This is a genomic window from Streptomyces sp. NPDC004610 (genome assembly GCF_040609715.1).
GTDB lineage: Bacteria > Actinomycetota > Actinomycetes > Streptomycetales > Streptomycetaceae > Streptomyces.
In genome coordinates this window covers 1-20,672 of the sequence record NZ_JBEXLA010000074.1, presented here as the reverse complement: position 1 = coordinate 20,672, position 20,672 = coordinate 1, and the positions used below count along the sequence as shown (strand labels likewise).

Annotated in this window: 18 protein-coding genes and 1 pseudogene; 8 read left to right on the top strand and 11 right to left on the bottom strand. The window is 71.9% G+C overall.

The window, feature by feature from the left end; genetic code table 11:
* Window positions 1-90 precede the first annotated feature (90 nt).
* From ABZX40_RS40915 to ABZX40_RS40900, 4 genes are all read right to left on the bottom strand, one after another.
* A complete protein-coding gene (locus tag ABZX40_RS40915) occupies window positions 91-594 on the bottom strand; it encodes a DoxX family membrane protein (RefSeq protein ID WP_355750972.1) in 504 nt (167 codons plus the stop codon).
* Between the two features lie 22 nt (window positions 595-616).
* Window positions 617-2,362, bottom strand: coding sequence for an FAD-dependent monooxygenase (locus tag ABZX40_RS40910; protein ID WP_355750970.1), 1,746 nt, complete (start codon window positions 2,360-2,362; stop codon window positions 617-619).
* A gap of 87 nt (window positions 2,363-2,449) precedes the next feature.
* Window positions 2,450-3,373 (bottom strand): VOC family protein, encoded by a 924-nt coding sequence (locus tag ABZX40_RS40905; RefSeq protein ID WP_355750968.1) that lies wholly within the window; start codon window positions 3,371-3,373, stop codon window positions 2,450-2,452.
* Window positions 3,374-3,860: 487 nt separating this feature from the next.
* Window positions 3,861-4,715, bottom strand: coding sequence for a fumarylacetoacetate hydrolase family protein (locus ABZX40_RS40900; RefSeq protein ID WP_355750965.1), 855 nt, complete (start codon window positions 4,713-4,715; stop codon window positions 3,861-3,863).
* 136 nt (window positions 4,716-4,851) lie between these two features.
* On the opposite strand from ABZX40_RS40900, the gene ABZX40_RS40895 reads away from it, so the two are divergent.
* A complete protein-coding gene (locus tag ABZX40_RS40895) occupies window positions 4,852-5,565 on the top strand; it encodes a GntR family transcriptional regulator (protein ID WP_355750964.1) in 714 nt (237 codons plus the stop codon).
* Between the two features lie 136 nt (window positions 5,566-5,701).
* On the opposite strand, the gene ABZX40_RS40890 is transcribed toward ABZX40_RS40895, so the two are convergent.
* A complete protein-coding gene (locus tag ABZX40_RS40890) occupies window positions 5,702-6,292 on the bottom strand; it encodes a TetR family transcriptional regulator (RefSeq protein WP_355750961.1) in 591 nt (196 codons plus the stop codon).
* Here ABZX40_RS40890 and ABZX40_RS40885 point away from each other — a divergent pair.
* From ABZX40_RS40885 to ABZX40_RS40870, 4 genes are all read left to right on the top strand, one after another.
* Complete coding sequence (locus tag ABZX40_RS40885) at window positions 6,224-7,096, top strand: SDR family oxidoreductase (protein WP_355750959.1); 873 nt, start codon at window positions 6,224-6,226, stop codon at window positions 7,094-7,096. The genes ABZX40_RS40890 and ABZX40_RS40885 overlap by 69 nt on opposite strands.
* 332 nt (window positions 7,097-7,428) lie before the next feature.
* A complete protein-coding gene (locus ABZX40_RS40880) occupies window positions 7,429-8,187 on the top strand; it encodes an enoyl-CoA hydratase/isomerase family protein (RefSeq protein ID WP_355750957.1) in 759 nt (252 codons plus the stop codon).
* 20 nt (window positions 8,188-8,207) lie between these two features.
* Window positions 8,208-8,978 (top strand): SDR family oxidoreductase, encoded by a 771-nt coding sequence (locus tag ABZX40_RS40875; protein ID WP_355750954.1) that lies wholly within the window; start codon window positions 8,208-8,210, stop codon window positions 8,976-8,978.
* 167 nt (window positions 8,979-9,145) lie between these two features.
* Window positions 9,146-9,619: a hypothetical protein gene (locus ABZX40_RS40870; RefSeq protein ID WP_355750951.1), complete on the top strand. Its 474-nt coding sequence runs from the start codon at window positions 9,146-9,148 to the stop codon at window positions 9,617-9,619.
* 37 nt (window positions 9,620-9,656) lie between these two features.
* On the opposite strand, the gene ABZX40_RS40865 is transcribed toward ABZX40_RS40870, so the two are convergent.
* A complete protein-coding gene (locus ABZX40_RS40865; protein ID WP_355750974.1) occupies window positions 9,657-10,289 on the bottom strand; it encodes a class I SAM-dependent methyltransferase in 633 nt (210 codons plus the stop codon).
* Between the two features lie 97 nt (window positions 10,290-10,386).
* Entirely contained in the window at window positions 10,387-11,019 is a 633-nt protein-coding gene (locus ABZX40_RS40860) for a sigma-70 family RNA polymerase sigma factor (protein WP_355750949.1), read from the bottom strand.
* A 270-nt stretch (window positions 11,020-11,289) separates the two neighbouring features.
* Here ABZX40_RS40860 and ABZX40_RS40855 point away from each other — a divergent pair, with 270 nt between their 5' ends.
* Window positions 11,290-12,324 (top strand): MerR family transcriptional regulator, encoded by a 1,035-nt coding sequence (locus ABZX40_RS40855; RefSeq protein WP_355750947.1) that lies wholly within the window; start codon window positions 11,290-11,292, stop codon window positions 12,322-12,324.
* 193 nt (window positions 12,325-12,517) lie between these two features.
* Here ABZX40_RS40855 and ABZX40_RS40850 read toward each other — a convergent pair whose 3' ends face one another.
* Both ABZX40_RS40850 and ABZX40_RS40845 read right to left on the bottom strand, forming a co-directional pair.
* Complete coding sequence (locus ABZX40_RS40850; protein WP_355750945.1) at window positions 12,518-13,891, bottom strand: deoxyribodipyrimidine photo-lyase; 1,374 nt, start codon at window positions 13,889-13,891, stop codon at window positions 12,518-12,520.
* A gap of 5 nt (window positions 13,892-13,896) precedes the next feature.
* A complete protein-coding gene (locus ABZX40_RS40845) occupies window positions 13,897-15,591 on the bottom strand; it encodes an SDR family oxidoreductase (RefSeq protein ID WP_355750942.1) in 1,695 nt (564 codons plus the stop codon).
* Between the two features lie 473 nt (window positions 15,592-16,064).
* On the opposite strand from ABZX40_RS40845, the gene ABZX40_RS40840 reads away from it, so the two are divergent.
* Window positions 16,065-16,766, top strand: coding sequence for a hypothetical protein (locus ABZX40_RS40840; protein WP_355750939.1), 702 nt, complete (start codon window positions 16,065-16,067; stop codon window positions 16,764-16,766).
* 146 nt (window positions 16,767-16,912) lie between these two features.
* Here the strand turns inward: ABZX40_RS40840 and ABZX40_RS40835 are convergent, their stop codons facing one another.
* Window positions 16,913-17,755: a GNAT family N-acetyltransferase gene (locus tag ABZX40_RS40835; protein WP_355750937.1), complete on the bottom strand. Its 843-nt coding sequence runs from the start codon at window positions 17,753-17,755 to the stop codon at window positions 16,913-16,915.
* A 206-nt stretch (window positions 17,756-17,961) separates the two neighbouring features.
* Between ABZX40_RS40835 and ABZX40_RS40830 the strand changes: the two genes are divergently transcribed.
* Window positions 17,962-18,945 carry a sigma-70 family RNA polymerase sigma factor gene (locus ABZX40_RS40830; protein WP_355750934.1) on the top strand — a complete coding sequence of 328 codons (984 nt, stop codon included), beginning with the start codon at window positions 17,962-17,964 and terminating at the stop codon, window positions 18,943-18,945.
* A gap of 110 nt (window positions 18,946-19,055) precedes the next feature.
* Here ABZX40_RS40830 and ABZX40_RS40825 read toward each other — a convergent pair.
* A pseudogene (locus tag ABZX40_RS40825) lies at window positions 19,056-20,524 on the bottom strand (MFS transporter).
* Window positions 20,525-20,672: the final 148 nt, after the last annotated feature.

Genomic DNA, 20,672 nt, shown 5'->3' with positions numbered 1-20,672 from the left:
CGCTACGACAAACGAGCCCACCACTACCAAGCCCTGGTCACCCTCGCCTGCCTGCGACTATGGCTCCCCACCTGACATTGCGGACACGCCCTAGGCCGGAGTCCGTGACAGGTTGCGTCGGGCCCTGGTGACGGCGAGGAGGCCGGTGACGGCTCCCAGGGCGACGGACGCCGAGGCCCAGCCCGTGCCCGTCAGCTGGTCCCAGCCGATGGCGTGGTCGAGGGACCACTCCCCCGGGCCGGTGAAGGCGAGTCCCGCGGCCATGGCGCCGTACACCAGGGGGATCTCGAAGCCGCCGGCCTGTGCCCATAGGCCGTGGGAGGCGTTGACGGAACCGGCGGCGATCATCGTGCCCAGTGCGATGGCCGATCCGAGGGGGAACAGCAGGCCCAGGAGCAGGGCGAGGGCGGCGGTCAGCTCGCAGGCCGCGGCGAGCAGGACGAGGGGCCTGCCCGGCCGGAAGCCCCAGGTCTCGAAGACGGGGGCGGTTCCCTCGGGGCCGTGGCCCCCGAACCATCCGAACATCTTCTGCGCGCCGTGGCCGAGGAGCAGTCCGCCGAGCAGCAGACGCAGAATGAGCAGGCCGGTGTCCATGGTGGGTTCTCCTTGTGAGCGGTCAGTCCAGAGCCAGTACGCGGCGCATGACATGGCGCAGCGTGTGCGCGGGATCGTCGGTGAGCCGGTCCGACCGCCAGGCGATGTGCCGGTCCGGCCGGACCAGGAGGCAACCGTCGTCCGTGATGCCACTGAGTCGTGCCCAGTCGCCATAGACATCGTCGTAGGGCTGGCCGCGGCCTATGGGGCGGGCCGTGATCTCCACGCCGAGTTCGGCGGCGGCCTTGTCCGCTGCGGCCAGCCATGGCGCTCCGCCCATCCCGGTGAGCAGGGTGAAGCGGTCCTGGCCAACGAGGTCGAGGGTGGACAGTCCCCGGCCGTCGTGTTCGAGCCAGGCGTGGGGCAGGCTCGCGCCGGGGTGTGTGGTGGGGCGGTGGAAGAGCTGGGGGTCGCGGGTGGGGGGCGGTTCCTGGGTACCGTCGGGAACGACCGCGCCGGAGCGGTAGTGCTGGCCCAGTTCCACACCGTGCGCGTTGAAATGGTGGTCGTTCGCCGCGAGGGCGGCGGTCACCTCGTCGCGCCGGGCCCGGCCCTCCTGGGTCGGGGCGAAGTACTCCGCGAGGGCCTGGGCGCCCTCCTGGTCGCTCTGACCGGCGCGGATGCCCAGTGCCGCGGGGAGCCTTCCGGCGAGCCCCACGCTCTCCATCGCCCGGTCCACGACCTGTCTGCCGACCGGGTGCCGTTCGTCGTGATAGGTGTCGAGCAGCCGGTCGCCCGCCCTGCCCTGGACGGCCAGGGCGAGCTTCCAGGCCAGGTTGTAGGAGTCCTGCACGGAGGTGTTGCTGCCCAGGCCGTTGGCCGGAGGGTGCCGGTGAGCCGCGTCACCGGCGAGAAACACCCGTCCGGTGCGGTAGCGGGTGGCCAGGACGTGGTTCAGCTGCCACTGGCTGATGTCCTTGATGCGTATCCGCACACCGGGGTCACCGATGGTGGCCTGGGCGCGTTCGAGCATCGCCGCCTCACTGAGGTCGATCTGTTCCACGGCCGGGTCGTACATCACGATCAGCACCCACTCGGTCCAGGGTTTGACGCAGATGTAGGTGCCGGCGCCGAGCCAGAAGTCCTTGCCGGGCTGGATGGTGAAGAAGAGCGTTCCGGGGCGGTGGGCGCGGTACTTGGTGAGGTCGGCCTCCAGCCAGACATTGACGGCGTGGCCCAGTCCGGTCCGGCCTTCCATCGGGACGCCGAGCCGCTCCGCGACCGTGCTGCGTCCGCCGTCCGCGCCGATCGCGTACCGTGCGTCGACGCGGTACTCCTCGCCGGTGGCACGGTCGCGGACGGTGGCGTGGACGGCGTCCGCGTCCTGGGTGATGTCCAGCAGTTCGGTGGAGAACCGGATGTCCGCCGTCTGCTCCCGGGCGGCCTCCAGAAGGATCGGTTCCAGCAGATGCTGGCCGACGTTCACCATCGCGCAGGGGCTGGCCGCCTCGTAGTCGGCCTTGCGGGAGAGGCCGGTGCCCCATGCTTTCATCCGGGCGAGTTCCCGCCCCGCGAAGCTGGTCGCCCAGATGTTGTCGCCCATCAGGTGGGCGGGGGTGGCGACCGCGAGGACGCGTTCCTCGACACCTAGGTCGCGGAAGACCTCCATGGCACGCTGGTTGGTGATGTGGGCGCGGGGGGTGTGCGCGGTGCCGGGATGGCGGGAGACGGTGACGGCGTCCACGCCGGACCGGGCCAGGAGCGCGGCGGCGGTCAGGCCCGCCGGTCCGGCTCCGACGACGAGTACATCGGTCTCAAGGGTGCGCATGAGCGGTTCGGCCTCTCTACGGACGGGGGGTGGGTATCGCGGGAGCGGGCGGGGTCGCGCGGGGGACGGGACCGTGCCGGGGCGGGGTCACAGGGAGTGGTGCGCGCCGGTCATGAGATCGGCCAGGTCATCCGGGTGCAGGAAGGACGGGGGCGGCGGCGGACCCCAGTTGAAGAGGCCCTTGGCTCCTTCGAGGGCCTCGGGCGTCCAGAGCTGGTCCTCCGGGATGGTGTCCATGTCGGAGTAGTACTCGGAGAAGTTGCCCGCCGGGTCCTTCAGGTACCAGAAGAAGTTCGAGCCGGCGTGGTGCCGGCCCAGGCCCCACACATGGCGCTCCGGATGCTGCTCCAGCATGGCGAAGGCGCCTCGGCCGACCTCGTCGATGTCCTCGACCTGCCAGGAGGTGTGGTGCAGGAAATTCACGGGGGCGCCGAGAACGAGAACGTTGTGGTGGTCGGTGGAGCAGCGCAGGAACGCGCCGTGGCCCTTGATGTAGTCGCTGATCCTGAAGCCGATTCCCTCCGTGAAGAACCGCATGGTGGCTTCGTGATCGGTCGACCCGACGACGACATGTCCGAGCTTGCGCGGCCGGACGGGGTGCTGCCTGAGCAGTCCGGGAGCCCGCCCGGGTCGGCGCTCGACCCGCCCTGGGCCGTTGTACGGCGTCGGCGGCTCCTCGTCCTGGACGATCCGGGCGGCGACGCGAACCACGGCACGGAACCCGGCGATGGGCTCCTCGGTGGTCAGGGTGCCGCCCGCGCGGTGCGCGGCGAGGCCGAGCCGGGTGAGTCGGCGGGCGATCCGGTCGAGGTCGTCGGAGTCGTCGACACCGATGCTGACCTCGATCAGACGGCGGGTCGGCGCCGACACGATCTTCAGCTGCCGCCCGGCGTCGCGGGTGGAGAACCATCCGTCGGTGTGCCGGGTCAGTCCGAAGTCGGAGTAGTAGGCCGTCGTCGCGGCGACGTCGGGGACTCCGATCACAAGTGAGTTGAGCCGGTGGAGCGGCATCGTTCCGCACTCCTTAGGGATGGCTGTGGCTGCCGTGGAATGAAGTGGGCTGAAGTGGACTGAAGTGGGCTGGAACAGGCTCGGAACGCCGGGGGCGGGCAGGGGCGGGCCTGGGGAATGGGGGTCTGGGCAGAAGCGCGGGGCGGGGTGCGGCTCGCAGCGCCTCGGGGGTCCGTATGCACCATTCGTTTATTCAGGTGTCATATGTGTACGGCAGCAGATTCGATGAGTCAATAGAGATTCGAAAGTTGGAGATTCTTTCGCTGATTGCCGAATCGCGCGCTCGCTCGCCCGCACACATCCGGCGCCCGCCTGCCGAAGCGGGCCATCTTCTTGATTGCGCATGAATCTAACAGGTGAGGGGACGGCCGTATTCCTCAGTGCGGGACGACACGAACGAGGCGACGGCTCGACCGGCGGCGGCTCGGCCGGAGTGGAGGCGGGCGCCGCCGAGGTCCGGGGCAGTGGACCACCTCGGCAATCCGGATCAGCGGACCACCCCGGCGTTCCGCACCAACCGGTGCCGCATCTCCCCCACGCCCTCGACATAGCTGACCAGCTCATCGCCATCGGCGAGAAAGCGCTGCGGCCGACGGCCGAGGCCCACCCCGGCCGGGGTACCCGTGAAGATGACATCGCCGGGCAGCAGCGGCATCACGGCGGAGAGGCGGGCGATCAGCGCCGAGACCGGGAAGATCAGGTCGGAGGTGCGGCCCTTCTGCATCTCCACGCCGCCGACGGCACAGCCGAGTTCCAGATCGTCCGGGTCGCCGACCTCGTCCGGGGTGACCAGCCAAGGCCCCATGGGGCCGAACCCCGGATGCGACTTGCCCAGGCTGAACTGGGGAGCCGGACCCGCGAGCTGCAAGTCCCGCTCGGAGAGATCCTGCCCGACCGTCAGTCCCGCGACATGCTCCCAGGCCCGCTCCTCGCTCACCCGCCAGGCCCGCCGCCCCATGACCACGACCAGCTCCACCTCCCAGTCGACGCTCCCGTCGGGCAGGACGATGTCGCCGTAGGGACCTGTGATCGACGAGGTGAACTTGGTGAACACCGGTGGATGCTCGGGCAGGGCGAACCCCGACTCCTCGGCGTGGTCGCGGTAGTTCAGGCCGATCGCCAGAAGCTGGCGGGGGCGGGGAGCGGGAGAGCCCAGTGCGGGTCCGGCAGGCACCACATCGGGCTCGGGCCGGGCCGGGGCCGCCCAGTCGCGGAACTCGTCCCAGCGCTCATAGAGCCGCTGCGGATCCGCCGGGAACAGCCCTCGGCTGGCCCGCTCGACATCGGCCCAGCCGTCCTCGGTCAGCAGCGCCGACCGGCCGGACACATTGGCGATACGCATACACACACTCCGTGGGTGACTCGCCCCCGGCACGGTCGCCGGGGAGCGTGCTCACCGTTGTAACGCGACAGATTCGACAGGTCAATAAACTTTCGAAAGTTTGCCTAGGATTCGATGCGAGGCTAATCTTCCGGCCATGGCGGCCACAGGCGGGAAGCAGACTCTCGGTGACGACGTACGGGCTCGGCTGCGGGCCGACATCCTCAGCGGGCGGCTGCTGCCGGGGGCCCGGCTGAAGTTCCCGGTGCTCGGCGCGCGCTACGACGCCAGCGTGAGCGTTCTCCGGGAGGCTCTCGTCCGTCTGGCCGAGCAGGGCCTCGTCCGGTCCGAACCCCATCAGGGCTTCGTCGTGACACCTCTGTCCCCGGAGACCCTCACCGAGCTGACCGACGCACGCACCGAGCTGGAGACGCTCGTCCTGCGCCGCTCGATCGCCGAGGGAGACCTGTCCTGGGAGTCCCGGCTGGTCGCGGCCCACCACACCCTGGAGCGCACGCCCTACACCGCGCCCGGAGACGAGAGCCGCATCACCGACCACTGGTCGACGGCCCACGCCGCCTTCCACACGGCCCTGCTGGACGGCTGCGGCAACCGGCGCCTCCTCCAGATCGCACTGGGACTGCGGGACGAAGCCGAGCTGTACCGCCGCTGGTCCCAGCCACTCGGGGGCGAGCCCGGCCGCGACCTCGCCGCCGAGCACCGCGCCCTGCTGGACGCCGCGCTCGCCCGGGACCCCGAGTCGGCCAGCACTGCCCTGTGCGACCACATCCGGCACACGACGGAACTCCTGCTCACCTTCGCGGACCGCGCCCCCGCCGCCGACGAGGAGACGTCGACTTCTCGGGCGTAGGGCGGCGAATGGTCCGGTGCCGTCGCGTTCGCCCGGCCGCCCGCGCCCCTCCCTCAGGCCGGCGTGCCTCGGCAATCAGGGCACGGACCGAGGCAGAGCCTGCGCGTGGTCGAGCCCGCGCGAGGGCGGTCGGTCACTACGGCGCCAGCAGCGCGCGTACCGCCTCCGTGATGGTTTCCCGGCGTCGGGTGTGGTCGATCGGAGTGTCGACGCTGAGGCCGAGCGTGGTGTTGCTGAGGGAGAGGTGGATGACGAGGGCGAGGAGTTCGTCGGCGGGGACGCGGTCGGGGATCGCGCCGTCCCTCTGCGCCGCGGCGATGCGGTCGGTCTTGTCCTGGTAGCTGTCGGTGACGATCACGGGCAGGGGGTGATCGGGGCGTTCCAGCTGGCGCCAGGCGGTGAGGCGGACGACCTCGGGGTGGCCGACGTAGTAGTCGAAGAGGGCGGCGGTGTAGCCGGTGAGGTCCCGGGGGTCGAGGGGGACGTCGTCGACGGTCTCGGTGACGAGGCGGGTGTAGACGGTGTCGAAGAGGTCGAGCTTGCTGCCGAAGTAGCGGTAGAGGAGGGCGTTGTTGACGCCCGCCGTGGTGGTGATGCGGTCGACGCGGGCGCCGGCGATGCCGTTCTGCGCGAGCGCACCCCACCGAAAGGCACGATCATGAACCGCACCGTCGTCATCACCGGCACCGCGTCCGGCATCGGCCGCGCCACCGTCGAGAGGTTCCACTCCGAGGGCTGGAACGTCGTCGCCACCGTCCGCAAGGACACCGACCTCAAGGTCCACGACGGACTCGACCACGTCCGCACCCTCCTCCTGGACGTCAACGACGAGAGCGCCGACGCCGCCTTCGCCGAGCAGGCCATCGCCCAGTTCGGCACGGTCGACGCCCTGGTCAACAACGCCGGCTACTACCAGATGGGCCCCCTGGAGGCATCCACCTCCGACCAGATCCACCGCCAGTTCCAGACCAATGTCTTCGGACTCATCGCCCTCACCCGGGCCTTCCTCCCCCACTTCCGCGCCCGCCGCACCGGCGTCGTCGTCAACCTCTCCTCCATCAGCGCCGAGCAGGGCTACCCCTACACCTCCGTCTACGCCGCCTCCAAGGCCGCCGTCGCCACCCTCAGCGAGGGCCTCAACATCGAACTCGCCCCCTTCGGCATCTCCGTCAAGGCCGTCTTCCCCGGCAGCCACAACACCCGGATCTTCTCCAAGATGGACATCGCCCAGAACGCCCCGTCCGACTACGACGCCGGCCTCCAGGCGTTCTTCGACACCCCGCAGGCGTCCTTCGGCTCCGAGCCCTCCGTCGCCGCCGATGTGATCTACGGCGCCGTCACCGACGGCCGCGCGGAGCGTGTCCGCTACTACGCGGGCCCCGACGGCGAGATCATCCCCCGCGTCAAGCAGCTCCTCGGCCCGCAGTGGTACTGGGAGGAGTTCCGCACCGCCAACACCACCGGCCCCACCACCCTCTGGAACACCCTCGTCACACCCCCCGAGGGCGCCGCCCTGGAGAAGAACCTCTAACCGTCCGGTCCAGACAGCCGAGCGACTGAGCAGCTGAGCAACTCAACAGTGGGGCAGTTGGGAAGTTGGGAAGTCGGACCACTGAACAGGGCAGCCGTGAGCACCTCCCGTCCGGGTCGCCGGTGTGGTGCTAGGTCATCCGACCTAGCACCCACGGCACCCGCGTCGGGACAGGCGTCTGACCGATGTGGCGGGAGCCGGGGCTCGTGAGAATCGATGGCGGCGGCCGACCCGGCGGCCGACCCATCGAACCGAGGGAGACGGACAGACATGCCCGAGAACCACAGCGGACCCGGCGGCAGCCCCGTCCCGACGCGCCGACCCGCCGCCGCGTGAACACGCCCGCCACATCCAGCTCCTGGACCCTCGAACACCGTGGCCCCATCGCCCTGCTGACGTTCCGCAGGCCGCCGGAGCACCACCACACCCCGGAGTCGCTCGCCGAACTCGTCGCCCTGTGCGACGGGCTCGCCGAGCGGACGGATCAGGTGAAGGTGATCGTCATCACCGGCGGAGACGACGGATACTTCATCAACCACGGTGACCTGTCCGGGCATCCGGACTGGCTCACCCCCGGTGAGAACGGCACGATCCGCTCCCCTGGGCTTGAGGCGTACCTCGACTCCTACCACCGCATCGCGGAGCAGCCACAGCCCACCATCGCCGCGATCGGCGGCCTCGCCGCGGGCGGCGGCAGCGAACTCGCCCTGGCCTGCACCCTGCGCGTCGGCTCGCCACGGGCCCGGCTGCGCCAGTCGGAGGTACCGGCGGGAGTCATCCCCGGAGGCGGCGGCTCGGTCCGGCTGCCGCGCCTCGTCGGGCCTGGCGTCGCGGCCGAGGCGATCCTCGGCGGACGCGAGTTCGGCGCGGAGGAAGCCCTGCGGGCCGGATGGCTGAACGCGGTGCTGCCCGCCGACGGATTCGTCGACCACGCCGTCGCGTGGGCGCGGCAGTTCGCGAGCCATCCCGGACCGGCCCTGATCGCGGCCACCGCCGCACTGCGCGAGAGCGCCCGGCCGACCGTCCGGGACGCACTCGCCCGCGAGCGGGAGATCTTCCTGCGGCACATGGCCCGGCGTGCGGAGAAGTGACACACAAGGAGGAGAGCACGATGCGTGGACTGAAGGACAAGGTGGCCCTCGTCGCGGGCGGTGCGCCGGGCAACATCGGCGGGGCGACCGCCGTCCGCCTGGCCGAGGAGGGCATGTCGGTGGTCGTCGCCGACCGCGACGAAGCCGCCGCGGAGAAACTGGCCGAAGAGATCAGGGCGAACGGGGGCGAGGCGACCGGCCGCGGCTTCGACATCACGGACGAAGACTCGTACGCGGCGCTCATCGGCTTCACGGTGCGCACCTACGGGGCCCTGGACGGCCTCTACAACGTGGCGGCCGATCTGTCCCCGGCCACCATGGGCGCGGACACCGATGTCACCACGGTCCCCCTGGACATCTGGCAGCACACCATCGACACCGTGCTCACCGGATACATGCTCGGCATCCGCCACGCCCTGCCGGTCATGCTGCGGCAGGGCAGTGGATCGATCGTCAACACCATGTCGAGCGCGGTCTGGGGAGGCCGGCCGATCATGGTCGCCTACCAGACGGCGAAGAGCGGCCTCATCGGCCTGACCCGGCACACCGCGACCCTCGGTGGGAAGCAGGGGGTCCGCTGCAACCTCGTCTCCCCCGGCATCACGCTCACCGCCTCGGCCCTGGCCACACTGACGGACGCGATGCGGGAGACGGCGTTGGCGGACGTACGGTCGCCGCGGCTCGGCAGGCCGGAGGACATCGCGGCCATGGTCGCGTTCCTCTTCTCCGGCGACAGCGAGTTCGTCAACGGTCAGTCGTTCCTCATCGACGGCGGGGCGCACTTCACCTGATCCGCTCCACACCCCGTGCCGGTCCAGGGTCGGCGACCAGTCCGCCGGACGGGGCCTGTGTGGCCGACGAGGCCCCGTTGACGGGCGATGCGGTGCGTGTCAGCGTGCATGCGGCACCTAACGGTATGGAGTCCCGTCGACACGGCGGGCGACAGAAGGAGGACCCCATGAGCGCCCTCACCCGCAGACACGCACTCGTCTCGTCGGTCGCGCTGGCGGTGTCGTCGGCGTTGCTCGCCGTCGGGGCCGTCGGTCAGGCGCAGGCCACTCCGTCCGAAGCCCAGCGCACGGCCTCCGAGGTGGCGCTGCTGAGCGAACCCACCCCGGAGGAGCAGGAGAAGCTCCGGGAGATCGCGGCCTCCATCTGGACCCCGGAACTGGCCGCGGGCTGGAACATGAACGCCGAGGTCGCCGATGTGCTCTCCCTGGCCACGGACCGGATCATCCAGTGTTCCGCGGCCTACGCGCTGGTGCCCAAGCCTCCGGGCTTCCGCCCCGGACTCGGCTATCTCGTCTCGTACTGGAAGAACATCCGGGACTACTTCCTCGCCCTGAGCGGTGACCGGCAGTACAAGGCGTGCGTGGTCTCGACGGCGGCCTACTACCGCTCGATCATCGAGATGGCGTCGCAGGGCATCTGAGCCCGGGGCGTACGGCACGGTGCCGTACGCCCGTTCCTCAGGTGCGGCGGGCCAGCAAGTGGGAGTCGAGGAAGCCCCGTTCGGAGGCCGGGTCGTGGAGCAGCCGGGCGAAGGGGTCGAAACCGGCTCCGGCGACCAGGTCGGCGAGCTGGTCCGCCGGCCAGCTGTAGGCGGGGGTCACCTTGTGGTCGAAGCGGATCGGCTCGGGCCCGTCGGTCCCGAAGAACGAGACCATGAGCAGGCCCCCTGGCGCCAGGACACGCGCCTGCTCGGCGAGCAGCGCCGGAAGCTTTGCGGGAGGGGTGTGGATCATGGAGTAGTGGGCCAGGACACCGCCGAGCGTGCCGTCCTCGGCGGGAAGGGCTTCCATCCGGGCCTCGTCGAACGTCAGCGTCGGATGGGCCCGCCGGGCGTGGGCGACCATGGCCGGGGAGAGGTCGATCCCGAAGGCGTCCAGCCCCCATTCGTTGAGCATGGCGGTGAGATGTCCGGGGCCGCACCCGACATCGGCCACCCGCGTGTTCCCCGTCCCTCGTACCAGTTCGGCGAAGGTGGCGATCATGTTCCGCGCGAACGGTTGCGTCTCCAGTCGGTTGGCGAACGCCGACACATACACGTCGACGATGCCGTCGTAGGCGGTCCTGGTCTCTTCCTGGTGCTCCGTCTCCATCACGGGGAGGAAGGTAACACCCCCATGGACGGCGGCTCTCCGGCCGTTCCCGTGCCGGATCCCCGGTCGGTCCGGTCGCTTCGACGCCCCCGCGTTCCTAGCCGCCCGTGCCGGAGTCCGTGACCACCCCGTCGTCCTCCAGGCAGACCCGCAGCCGGTCCAGGCCGCGGCGGGTGTGGCTCTTGACCGTGCCGAGGGGCCAGCCGGTGATGTCGGCGATCTGGGTCTGGGTGAGGTCCTCGTAGTAGGCGAGGTGGAGGACCCGGCGCTGGGGGTGGTTCAGGCGTCGCAGGGCGTGGCCCACGACGAGGCGGTCCAGGGTCGTGTCCGGGCCGCCACCGGCCTCGCGGTCAGGCGCGGCGGCCAGTCCGTTCGCCGCTGCGGCTGCGGTCAGGCGGTCCCTGCGGGCACGGGCGGCCAGGGCGTCGGCGACCTTGCGGCGGGTGATGCCGACGAGCCAGGCCGAGGCCGTCCCGCGTTCCGGGGCATATCCGCGCCGACCGCGCCAGGCGGCGGTGAACACCTGCTGGGCGACATCCTCCGCCTCACCCGGGTCGCCGAGCGCCCTCCGGGCCAGTCCGCGCACCAGGCCCTCCCACTGCCGGTGCATCGCCGTCCAGGCCGCCTCGTCCCCTTCGGGTGAAGGGCCGTTCGCCGCCCGGGGTCCAGGCGCCGACGCCCGTTCGTCGACTGCCGTGGCGGGGCCGGGGGCCGCCGGGGCACGATCCATGGCCGCATCTCTCCTCGTCGTGAGCGTCGTGAGCGTCGTGGGCGTTGTGGGCCTCGGGTGGACGGTGGGGGGACCCTCTTGCGGGCATGCGTCCGCGCGCTGCTCTCCCCCTCCCTCGCAGTCCGTACGCCGCCGTCCGTGTCGCATCTGGTCCGCGCCACCCCGAGGATCCGCCGCGCGTCGCGCGCGCGACAACTCGCATCGATATCGCATCGGATGGGTCCGTAGGGTGGGCGCGTGCGTACGGTTCGGCCCGGCGGAGAGGTTGGCATGAGCGACGAGGGTGACGCGGTCGAGGCCGGGGCCGCCGGGCTGAGCACGGGTGCGGTGGCCCGTCGGCTGGGGGTCTCGCCCACCACGCTGCGTTCCTGGGACCGGCGCTACGGGCTGGGACCGGCCCTGCGTTCGAAAGGACGGCATCGGCGGTGGGGGCCAGGCGATCTCGCCATGGTCGAGGAGATGTGCCGGCTGGCCGCGGACGGTGTGCCTCCGGCCGAGGCCGCGCGGGTGGCCCGGCTCAAGCGGGGTGAGGGTGGGGCGGCGGGGGCCTCGGTGGTCGTGCCGCCGCCCCGGGAGGCCGCTCGGCGGGGCGGGGCCGGCAGTGGGCTGCCGCTCGGTGATGTGCGCCGCGAGTGCCGGGGGCTGGGGCGGGCCGCGGTGCGGCTGGACTCGGTGGAGTTGGCGGGGCGGCTGCTGGACTCCGTCGCGCAGCATGGGCTGGTGACGGCGTGGGAGGAGGTGATGGTGCCCACGCTGCGGGCGGTCGGCCGTAAGTGGGAGTCGTCGGGCGATCGTTATGTGGAGGTGGAGCATCTGCTGTCGTGGCAGATCTCCACCGCGCTGCGGCGCGCGCCGCTGCTGGCGCCGCGCCCGTACGGGTCCCGGGCGGCCGGGCCGCCGGTGCTGCTCGCCTGTGCGCCGGACGAGCAGCACTCGCTGCCCCTGGAGGCGCTGGACGCGGCGCTGGAGGAGGCGGGAGTGCCCACCCGCATGCTGGGGGCCGCCGTGCCGGTGGAGGCATTGCTGGCCTGTGTCCGGCGTACGGGTCCGGCGGCCGTGGTGCTCTGGGCCCAGTCCCGTTCCACGGCGTCACTGTCGCTCGCCCGGCGGGTCGCGGGGCTGGAGTGGGGGCCCTCCGGTGCCCGCAGACGGCCTCTCGTGCTGCCTGCGGGACCCGGCTGGGAGCGTCGCGGCGCCGTCGAGTTCCCGCACTGCGCGAGTCTGGCGTCGGCGGTCCGGTTGCTGGGCGGACTGTCGGGGGCGGAGGGGGCTGTGCGCCGGGGCGGTGCGGCAGGGGTGATCTGAGGGTGACCCAGGGTTGAACTGGAGCTGTTCCAGGGTTGATCCGGGGCTGTTCCAGGGTCGATCCGGAGGTGATCCAGGGATGATCCGGGGCTGTTCCAGGGTCGATCCAGGGATGATCCGGGGGCCTCGGGCCTTTATGTCCTCGGGCGAGGACGGGTCCCGCGGTTCGTCCCTCCGCGACAAGGGTGAGGGGTCAGGGCTGCTTCCCACGCGCTCGGCGGAAGCGGTCCAGGCCGTCGGCGAGGGCGATGACCGGGTCGGGGTAGTCCAGGGCGGCGCGGTCCAGGCCGGGCAGTCGCCATGGCTCGTGCACGCGGGGGGCGTCGACGCCGCGCAGTTCGGGCACCCATCGGTGGACGTACACACCCCGCGGGTCGTACTTCTTGGCCTGGGTGACCGGGTTGAGGACCCGGTTGGGGCGGGTGTCGGTGCCGGTGCCCGCCATCCACTGCCAGTTGAGCTGGTTGTTGGCCACATCGCCGTCCACCAGCCAGTACAGGAAGTGGGCGGCGCCGATACGCCAGTCGACGTACAGGGTCTTGGTGAGGAAGCTCGCGGTCAGCAGCCGGGCCCGGTTGTGCATCCAGCCCTCCTCGCGCAGTTGCCGCATGGCCGCATCGACGACGGGGTAGCCGGTGCGGCCCTCACGCCAGGCGTCGATGTCGGCGCGGGCCGACTCCTCGGTGCGCCAGCGATCGTGCTGGGTGCGCAGGTCGGTGTGGGCACTGTGCGGGCGGGCGGCGAGGACCTGGCGGTGGAAGTCGCGCCAGGCGAGCTGCCGGACGAACGACAGCGCCCCGGCGCCGCCGTGCCGACGGGCCCGCTGCACCAGTTCCACCGGGGACAGGGTGCCGAAGTGGAGGTGGGCGGAGAACCGGGAGGTGGCGTCCGCGCCCATGTCGTCGCGGGTGTCGTCGTAGGCGTCCAGGCCCTTGCGCCAGTACGCGGTGGCCTGGGCGCGGGCGGGGCCCTCGCCGCCGGGTGGCAGGGCGGGCGAGACACCGGTGTCGGTGAGCGGGGGGATCTCCTCGCCGCTCACCTCGTCGGGCACGCGGACCCGGCGCGGCGCTCCGACGGCGGCCCGCAGCGGGGTGCTCTCCCAGTGGCGGTGGTACGGGGTGAACACGGTGAAGTGGTCGGAGGTGGCCGGGGTGATCGCGCCGGGCGGGACGGCGACGGTGACGGCGTCATGGACGAACAGCCGGCGGCCGGTGCGCTCCAGGGCCGTGCGCAGCCGTTCCTCGCGGTGGGCGGCGAAGGCGCTGTGCCCGGCCGACATGTGCACCTCGCAGGCGTCGGCCTCGGTCACCGCCCGGCACACCTGCGCCACGCTGTCGCCCCGGCGCACCACGAGCCGGCCGCCGCGCTCGCGCAGGGAGGCGTCGAGGTCGGCGAGGCAGTCGTGCAGGAAGGCGCGGCGGTTGGGCGCGGGGAACCCGGTGGCCTCGATGGCCGGGTCCAGGACGAACAGCGGGACGACGGCGTCGGCGGCGTCCAGCGCCGCGCGCAGCGGCGGATGGTCGTGCAGGCGCAGATCGGCGGTGAACAGGACGACCGAGACGTGCATGGGCGTCAGCTTCTTCCCAGGAGGCGTCGGATACGGCTGCGGATGCCTGACTGTTCCGCCGTGGACGCCTTCTTGGATGCACCGGGCGGGGAGGTCGGGGGCTCGGGTGGGCCTGTCTCGGACGCGACCCCCTCAGATCCACCCGGCATCGGCCCCGACCTCGACCCCGCCGCCCGTTCCGCCGTCCGTTCCGCCGTCCGGGCGATATTGCGGGCCATGCCGCCGAAGACGACCGCGTGGAACGGGGAGACGGCCCACCAGTACATATGACCGAGCAGTCCGCGCGGATGGAACACCGCGCGCTGCCGGTAGCGGACGGGGCCGTCGCCGTCGACCCGCATCTCCAGCCAGGCCAGGCCCGGCAGCCGCATCTCGGCGCGCAGCCGGAGCAGACGGGGGCGCTGGATCTCCTCGACCCGCCAGAAGTCCAGGCTGTCCCCGGCCCTCAGCCGCCGGGCGTCGCGGCGGCCCCGGCGCAGGCCCACCCCGCCGACCATCCGGTCGAGCCGGCCCCGTAGCGCCCAGGCCAGCGGGAAGGAGTACCAGCCGTTCTCGCCGCCGATGCCCTCAACGACCTCCCACAGCGCCTCCGGGCCGACGTCCGCCGGGCGTTCGCGTACGTCCGTGTAGAGGCTGCCGCCCGCCCAGTCGGGGTCGCTGGGCAGCGGGTCGCTGGGGGCGCCGGGGGCGGCTGCCGACGACCAGCGGGTGGTGACCTCGGCGTCCTTGATCCGCTGGAGCGCCAGGGCCACGGCCCGGTCGAAGCCGAGGGGGTATCCGGCCGGGACGGGCACGTACCGGGTGATGTCGTTCTCCCGGCACACCACCTCGTGGCGCAGGGACTCCGTCAGGGGCCGGGCGATCGAGGCGGGCACGGGGGTGACGAGTCCGACCCAGTGACTGGACAGGCCGGGGGTGAGGACGGGGACGGGGACGATCAGCCGCCGGGGCAGTCCGGCGACGGCGGCGTAGCGGCGCATCATGTCCCGGTAGGTCAGCACTTCCGGGCCGCCGATGTCGAAGGCCCGGTTCACGTCGCCGGGCAGCCGTGCGCAGCCGGTGAGCAGACGCAGTACGTCCCGTACGGCGATCGGCTGGATGCGGGTGCGCACCCAGCGCGGGGTGACCATGGCCGGGAGCCGTTCGGTGAGATAACGCAGCATCTCGAAGCTGGCCGAGCCGGAGCCGATGATCACGGCGGCGCGCAGTACGGCCGTCGGCACCCCGGAGGCCAGCAGGATGCGGCCGACCTCGGCGCGGGAGCGCAGATGCGGGGACAGTTCCCGCTCGGGTACGGAGTGGGGGGTGAGGGCGCCCAGGTAGACGAGGCGGCCGACACCGGCCCGGCGCGCCGCGGCGCCGAAGCCGTGGGCCGCCCGGCGGTCGGTCTCCTCGAAGCCGGAGCCGCTGCCGAGGGCGTGGACCAGGTAGTAGGCGACGTCGATGCCGTCCATCACCTCCGCCAGCGAACCGGGGTCGGTCACATCGCCGCGCACGATCTCCACCCGGTCGGCCCAGGGGTGGTCGCGCAGCTTGGCCGGGGTGCGCACCAGGCAGCGCACCCGGTACCCCGCGTCGAGCAGCTCGGGGACCAGCCGCCCGCCGATGTAGCCGCTGGCGCCGGTCACCAGACAGGTGACGGTGGATCCGTCGGCCGGTTCGTTCGCTGCGTCCGGTGTGCTGTCGTCGTGCTCGCTCATGATCGCTTTCCGCCTGCCTGCGGGGCCGTCGGCACGGGGGCTGCCGTGCCTCTCGGGATGTGTACCGTGCCGCTCGTGATGTGTACCGCGCGGGGAGTGGCGGCGGATGCGGGGGTACGTATGCCGTAGGCGCCGGGAGCGGGTGCGCCCACTTCGGCGTACGGGCACAGCAAGCCGGGTGCCGAGGGCGGGCCCCTCCCGCCCCTGACCCCTCCACCGCATCCCGTGCCGCCGCGTCGATGGACAGCAGCGGCAGCAGCGTCCAGGCGCCGAAGAACCACAGGGCCGACCGGCCGACCTACCGGTCGATTGGCCACAGCCGCGTCGGCATGACTCGCCGCGCACACCAGCCGTGCCAGGTGACGCCAGGAGCTGCCGTCCAGCGCGCGTCACCGCCGGGAGGGAACCACGGCCCCGCGTGGGCTCGTGTCCTGGGACAAGTGAAGGGATACCGGGCGAGGTTCGGGGGAGCCATGCAGATCGTCGAGGTGACCGGGTACGCCGTCCGCTCCGCTGTGATCACGATGAGGCGACGCGGGACACCACTTGAGTTCGTGATCTTCCCCATGCTGCACGCCGCTTCACCCACCTTCTACTCCCAGGTCCGCCTCCGGCTGGCGGAGTGCGACCTCATCGTCCTTGAGGGCGTCCGGGGGAAGTCGCTCGGGCTGCGGGCCCTCACCCTCGCGTACCGGTTCGCCCCGCGTCGGCGGCGCAACGGCTTGCAGGAGCAGCACGACGATCTGCTGCTTCCGGAAGGCGTGCCGGTCGTCCGCCCGGATGTCACGGCGGCGGAGGCGGTCGAAGACCTCAAGTCCCTGTCCCGGTGGACGTATCTGATGCTCATGGTCGCGGCCCCGGTGCTGGGCCTGGTCGTCGCGCTGCGCGGCCCGCGCGCCTTCCTCAACGAGGACCTGGCCGTCGAGGACCTGCCGTCGACAGCGCGGGCCGAGACGCTGGCCGACGATCCCGTCGAGCACGCGCTGACCGACCGGCGCGACCAGCGACTGCTCGACGCGCTCGGCGAGATCCACACCGAGCGCGCCACCGAGCCGATCCGGGTCGCCGTCGTCTACGGAGCCCGTCACGCCCCGGCGATCGTGTCGGGCCTGTGGGACCGGTACGGGTACCGGCCCCGGGAAGCGGAGTGGCTCACGGTGCTGAACCCTGCGTAGACCGTGTTGTCGGGGAGCCACGACGCCTGATCACCCGGCTGGTCGGGCCGCCCCTGCCACTCATCGCCTTCACGTCGTCAGGCTTCCGACCTCGCCGATCTCGCCGACCTCGCCGAGCGGACCGGGGAACCGGAGACCCCAGGACCTCAGCTCGCGGGGAAGCCGAAGAGCCCGTACTCGGCCACCGTCTCGAACCCCATGTGCGGGTACACGAGCGCGCCCAGCGGGCTGGACTGGAGGGTGCCGACGGTCAGGCCGCGCTCGCGGCCCGCTGTCAGTGCCGCCGTGCTGAGGGCCGTTCCGATGCCCTGGCGGCGGTGGTCGGGGTCGGTGCTCACGACGTAGAGGCCCGCGATTCCGTGGGCCTCGTAGAGCAGGGAGGTTCCCACTATGCGGCCGTCGCGGCGGCCGGCGAAGCGGGTGATCCGGGGGGAGTCCGGGCGTTCCGCCTCAAGGCGGGCCACGTCGTCGATGATGTCCGGTGTCACGCCGAACGCGGTGGTGAACGCCTCGACCCACTCGTACAGCGCCTCAGCGTCCTCGACCGTCTCTATCTTCAGGTCCGCGGGGCCCGGGGCGGGGGCGAGGCGGTCGAGGCGGATGGCCATGACCGGTGAGGCGCCGAGCTTGACGGCTCCGTGCTCGGTGAGCCGCCGCGCGGTGTCCGGGGCGCTGTCCGGTCCCACCCACCACATCCAGGGGAGCCCGGCCATCCGGTCGGTGGCGTAACTGACGACCTGTTCCAGCTCATCGGTACCGGTCAGCCGCAGAACGCCGTTGAGCTGGCCGTCGGCGAGTCCGGTGCGGTAGTAGGTGAGTTCGCCATGGTCGCCGCCGGACAGGCTCTCGGACGCGCTCTCCGACGCGCTCGCGGACGGGCTCTCGGACGCGCTCTCTGGCGTTCCCCAACCGAGCCAGTAGGCGCGGCAGTTGGCGAGCAGCGGTTCGAGGGCGGCGGCCTGTTCGGTTTCGGTCTCGTTGATGTTCACACGTTCACCTTCGCGTTTCTGTCGGATCCTGTCCGGGTTATGGGCAGGACGGTCACGGCGACGCAAAGTTCGCTCCGGATCGCGTGATGGCCATCACATCTCGAGCCGGAGGGGCCCAGGGCGGAATCCGCTGTGCGGGGAGCGGGGCGCCTGGCGGTCCGCCGCGCTACGTTGGGGACGACCGTCACCGACTCCTTGAGGGATCCATGATGTGGGCAGAGGCCGAGACCGTCGCCGAGGCCGAGCGGCTTGAGGACGCGGCACTGACCCGTGCCGCACAGGCGGGTGAAGTCGCCGCGCTGGGGGTGCTGCTGGAGCGGCACCGGGCCGGGATGCGGGCGGTGGCGCTGAGCATCCTGGGGCCGGGCGCGGACGCCGACGACGTGATGCAGGACGCGGCGCTCACCGCGCTCCGGCGGATCGGTGGCGTACGTGAACCGGGATCCGTCGGGGCATGGCTGCGCATGATCGTGCGCAACGCCTCCCGGAACGTGCTCCGCAGATCCGCGGTCCTGGAGCCACTGGACGACATCCGGCTGCCGTCGGACGACGACGCGGATCCGGCGCTGTGGCTGGAGCAGAACGCCCTGCGGGACTGGATATGGGAGGCGCTGGAGGAACTCTCCCCCGCCCTGCGGATGCCGTTGGTGCTGCGGCACTTCACCGAGCAGGTCACCTCGTACGAGCAGATCGCGCAGGCGTGCGGAGTGCCGGTCGGGACGGTACGCAGCCGGCTGAGCCTCGGGCGGGTCAGGCTCGCCGCCGCCCTCGCCGCCACCGCCGACGCCGGGCACTCCGACACCGGCCGGCGGGTCCGCGCCAGCCGCTTCGAGGCCCGTGAGACCCTCGACGCCGCCGAGCGCGGGCACTTCGGCACACTGGTCACCGAGCGCTGGTCACCCGAGGTCGCCCTGCTCCGGGGGCAGGACCGGATCGCCGACCGGGACATCCTCGTACGCACCATGGACGGCGATATCGAGGACGGTGTGCGTCAGCGCCTGGTCCATGCCGTCGCCGGGAGGTCGCTGGTGATCTGGGAGATGGACATCCTCAACCCGGCCACCGACCCCGAACACTGCCCGCCGTCCGTGGCCTGGCTCATGTCCCTCGACACCGGGGGGCGGGTGCTGCGGCTGCGGCTCTTCCACCCCAGGCCGGTCCAGGCCATCGAGGTTCTGCCCGCCCTGTGAGGGGACCGGGTGGACGCGCGGACGCCGGGGAGCGTGGCCATCCCGTGGCCGCGGCCCAGCCCGTACTCCTCTTCTTTCGTTTCTTCTCTTCTTTGCGGGTGCCGGGGGGATCAGGGGGTGGGTATCGGTGCCGGCGCCTCGTCCGGTTCTGTCGTCTCCTTCTCCGGCGCGCTGATCGGCGGTACGTGGCGCAGCAGCCATCCGGCCAGCACCGCCGTCACGACCGTCAGGACGGCGCTGGCCGCCGCCGCGGTCTGGAGGCCCGAGGTGAAGGCGGCGCGGGCCGTGTCCGCGAGGGCCGCCGCCCGGTCGGGGTCGGTGAGCCGCCGGGCCGCGGCGAGGGCGGCGCCGACCGTGTCCCGCGCCTCGGCGGGGGCGTCGTCCGGCATACGGTCGCGGTACACCGCCGCCGCCAGACTACCGGTCACCGCGATACCGAGGGCGAGACCGAGGTCGTATGCGGTCTGGCCGGTCGCGGCGGCGGCGCCCGCCTTGGGTGCCGGGGCCGCGCTCACCGCGAGGGTCGTACCGAGGACGCTGATCGGGGCGACGCCGAACATCACCACCGTCAGGGCCAGCGAGGTCGCCACCACTCCCGTCGCGACGATCAGCACGCCGTAGCCGATCAGCGACACCGCCAGTCCCGCCGCCAGGACCCACGCCGGGCGCATTGCGCGGGCCAGCGGCGGGGTCAGCTGGGAACCCGCCACCAGTCCGGCCGCGCCCGGCACCAGCCACAGCCCGGCCTCCAGCGGTGACAGCCCGGCCACCGCCTGGAGGTACTGCGGTACCAGGTACTCGACGCCGTTCAGCGCGGTCATGCCCAGCAGCAGGGTGAGCAGGGCCCCGGTGAACTCCCGGCGGCGGAACAGTGCAAGGTCCAGGAGGGGGTGCGCGAGCCGGTTCTGGCGTCGGACGAAGGCTATGACCGCGACCGCGCCCACCGCCGTGGACAGCGCCGCCGGACCGTTCGGACCGTGCTCGGCGATCTTCTTCACCGCGTGCACCAGCGGCAGCACGGCCGTCAGGAACAGGGCCACGCTGGCAGATCGAGCCGGCCCGGCTTCGGGTCCCGGTACTCGGGCAGCAGCAGCGGCGCGGCCAGCAGCACCGGCACCATCACCGGCACACCGATCAGGAAGACCGAGCCCCACCACCACCGCTCCAGCAGGACACCGCCGACGATGGGCCCGGCCGCCAGGCCCGTGGACAGCGCGGTCACCCACATCGCGATGGCTGTCGCCCGCTGCCGGGGGTCGGTGAACATATGGCTGATCAGCGAGAGCGTCGAGGGCAGTACGGCCGCCCCCGCCACCCCGAGCACGGCCCGCGCGGCGATGAGCGTCCCCGGGTCCTGCGCGTACGCCGCGACCACGGAGGCGACCACGAACCCGGCCGAGCCGATCAGCAGCAGCCTGCGCCGCCCGACCCGGTCGCCGAGGGTTCCCATGACGACCAGCGTCCCGGCGGTGAGCAGGCCGTAGATGTCGGTGATCCACAACACCTCGGTGCCACTGGGCAGCAGATCGGCGGCGAGGTAGGGGGTGGCGAGCCAGAGCACACCGAGGTCGGCGGTCATCAGGGTGACGGGCAGGAGGAGCAGCGCGAGACCGAGCCACTGACGGATTCCGGCGCGGGGGGGTGCCCCTATGGGTTTGGTCAAGGTGATGGGGCAGGTTGGGGATCGTAGTAGGTGCCGTCTCGGAGCATGGCGAAGAGGACGTCGG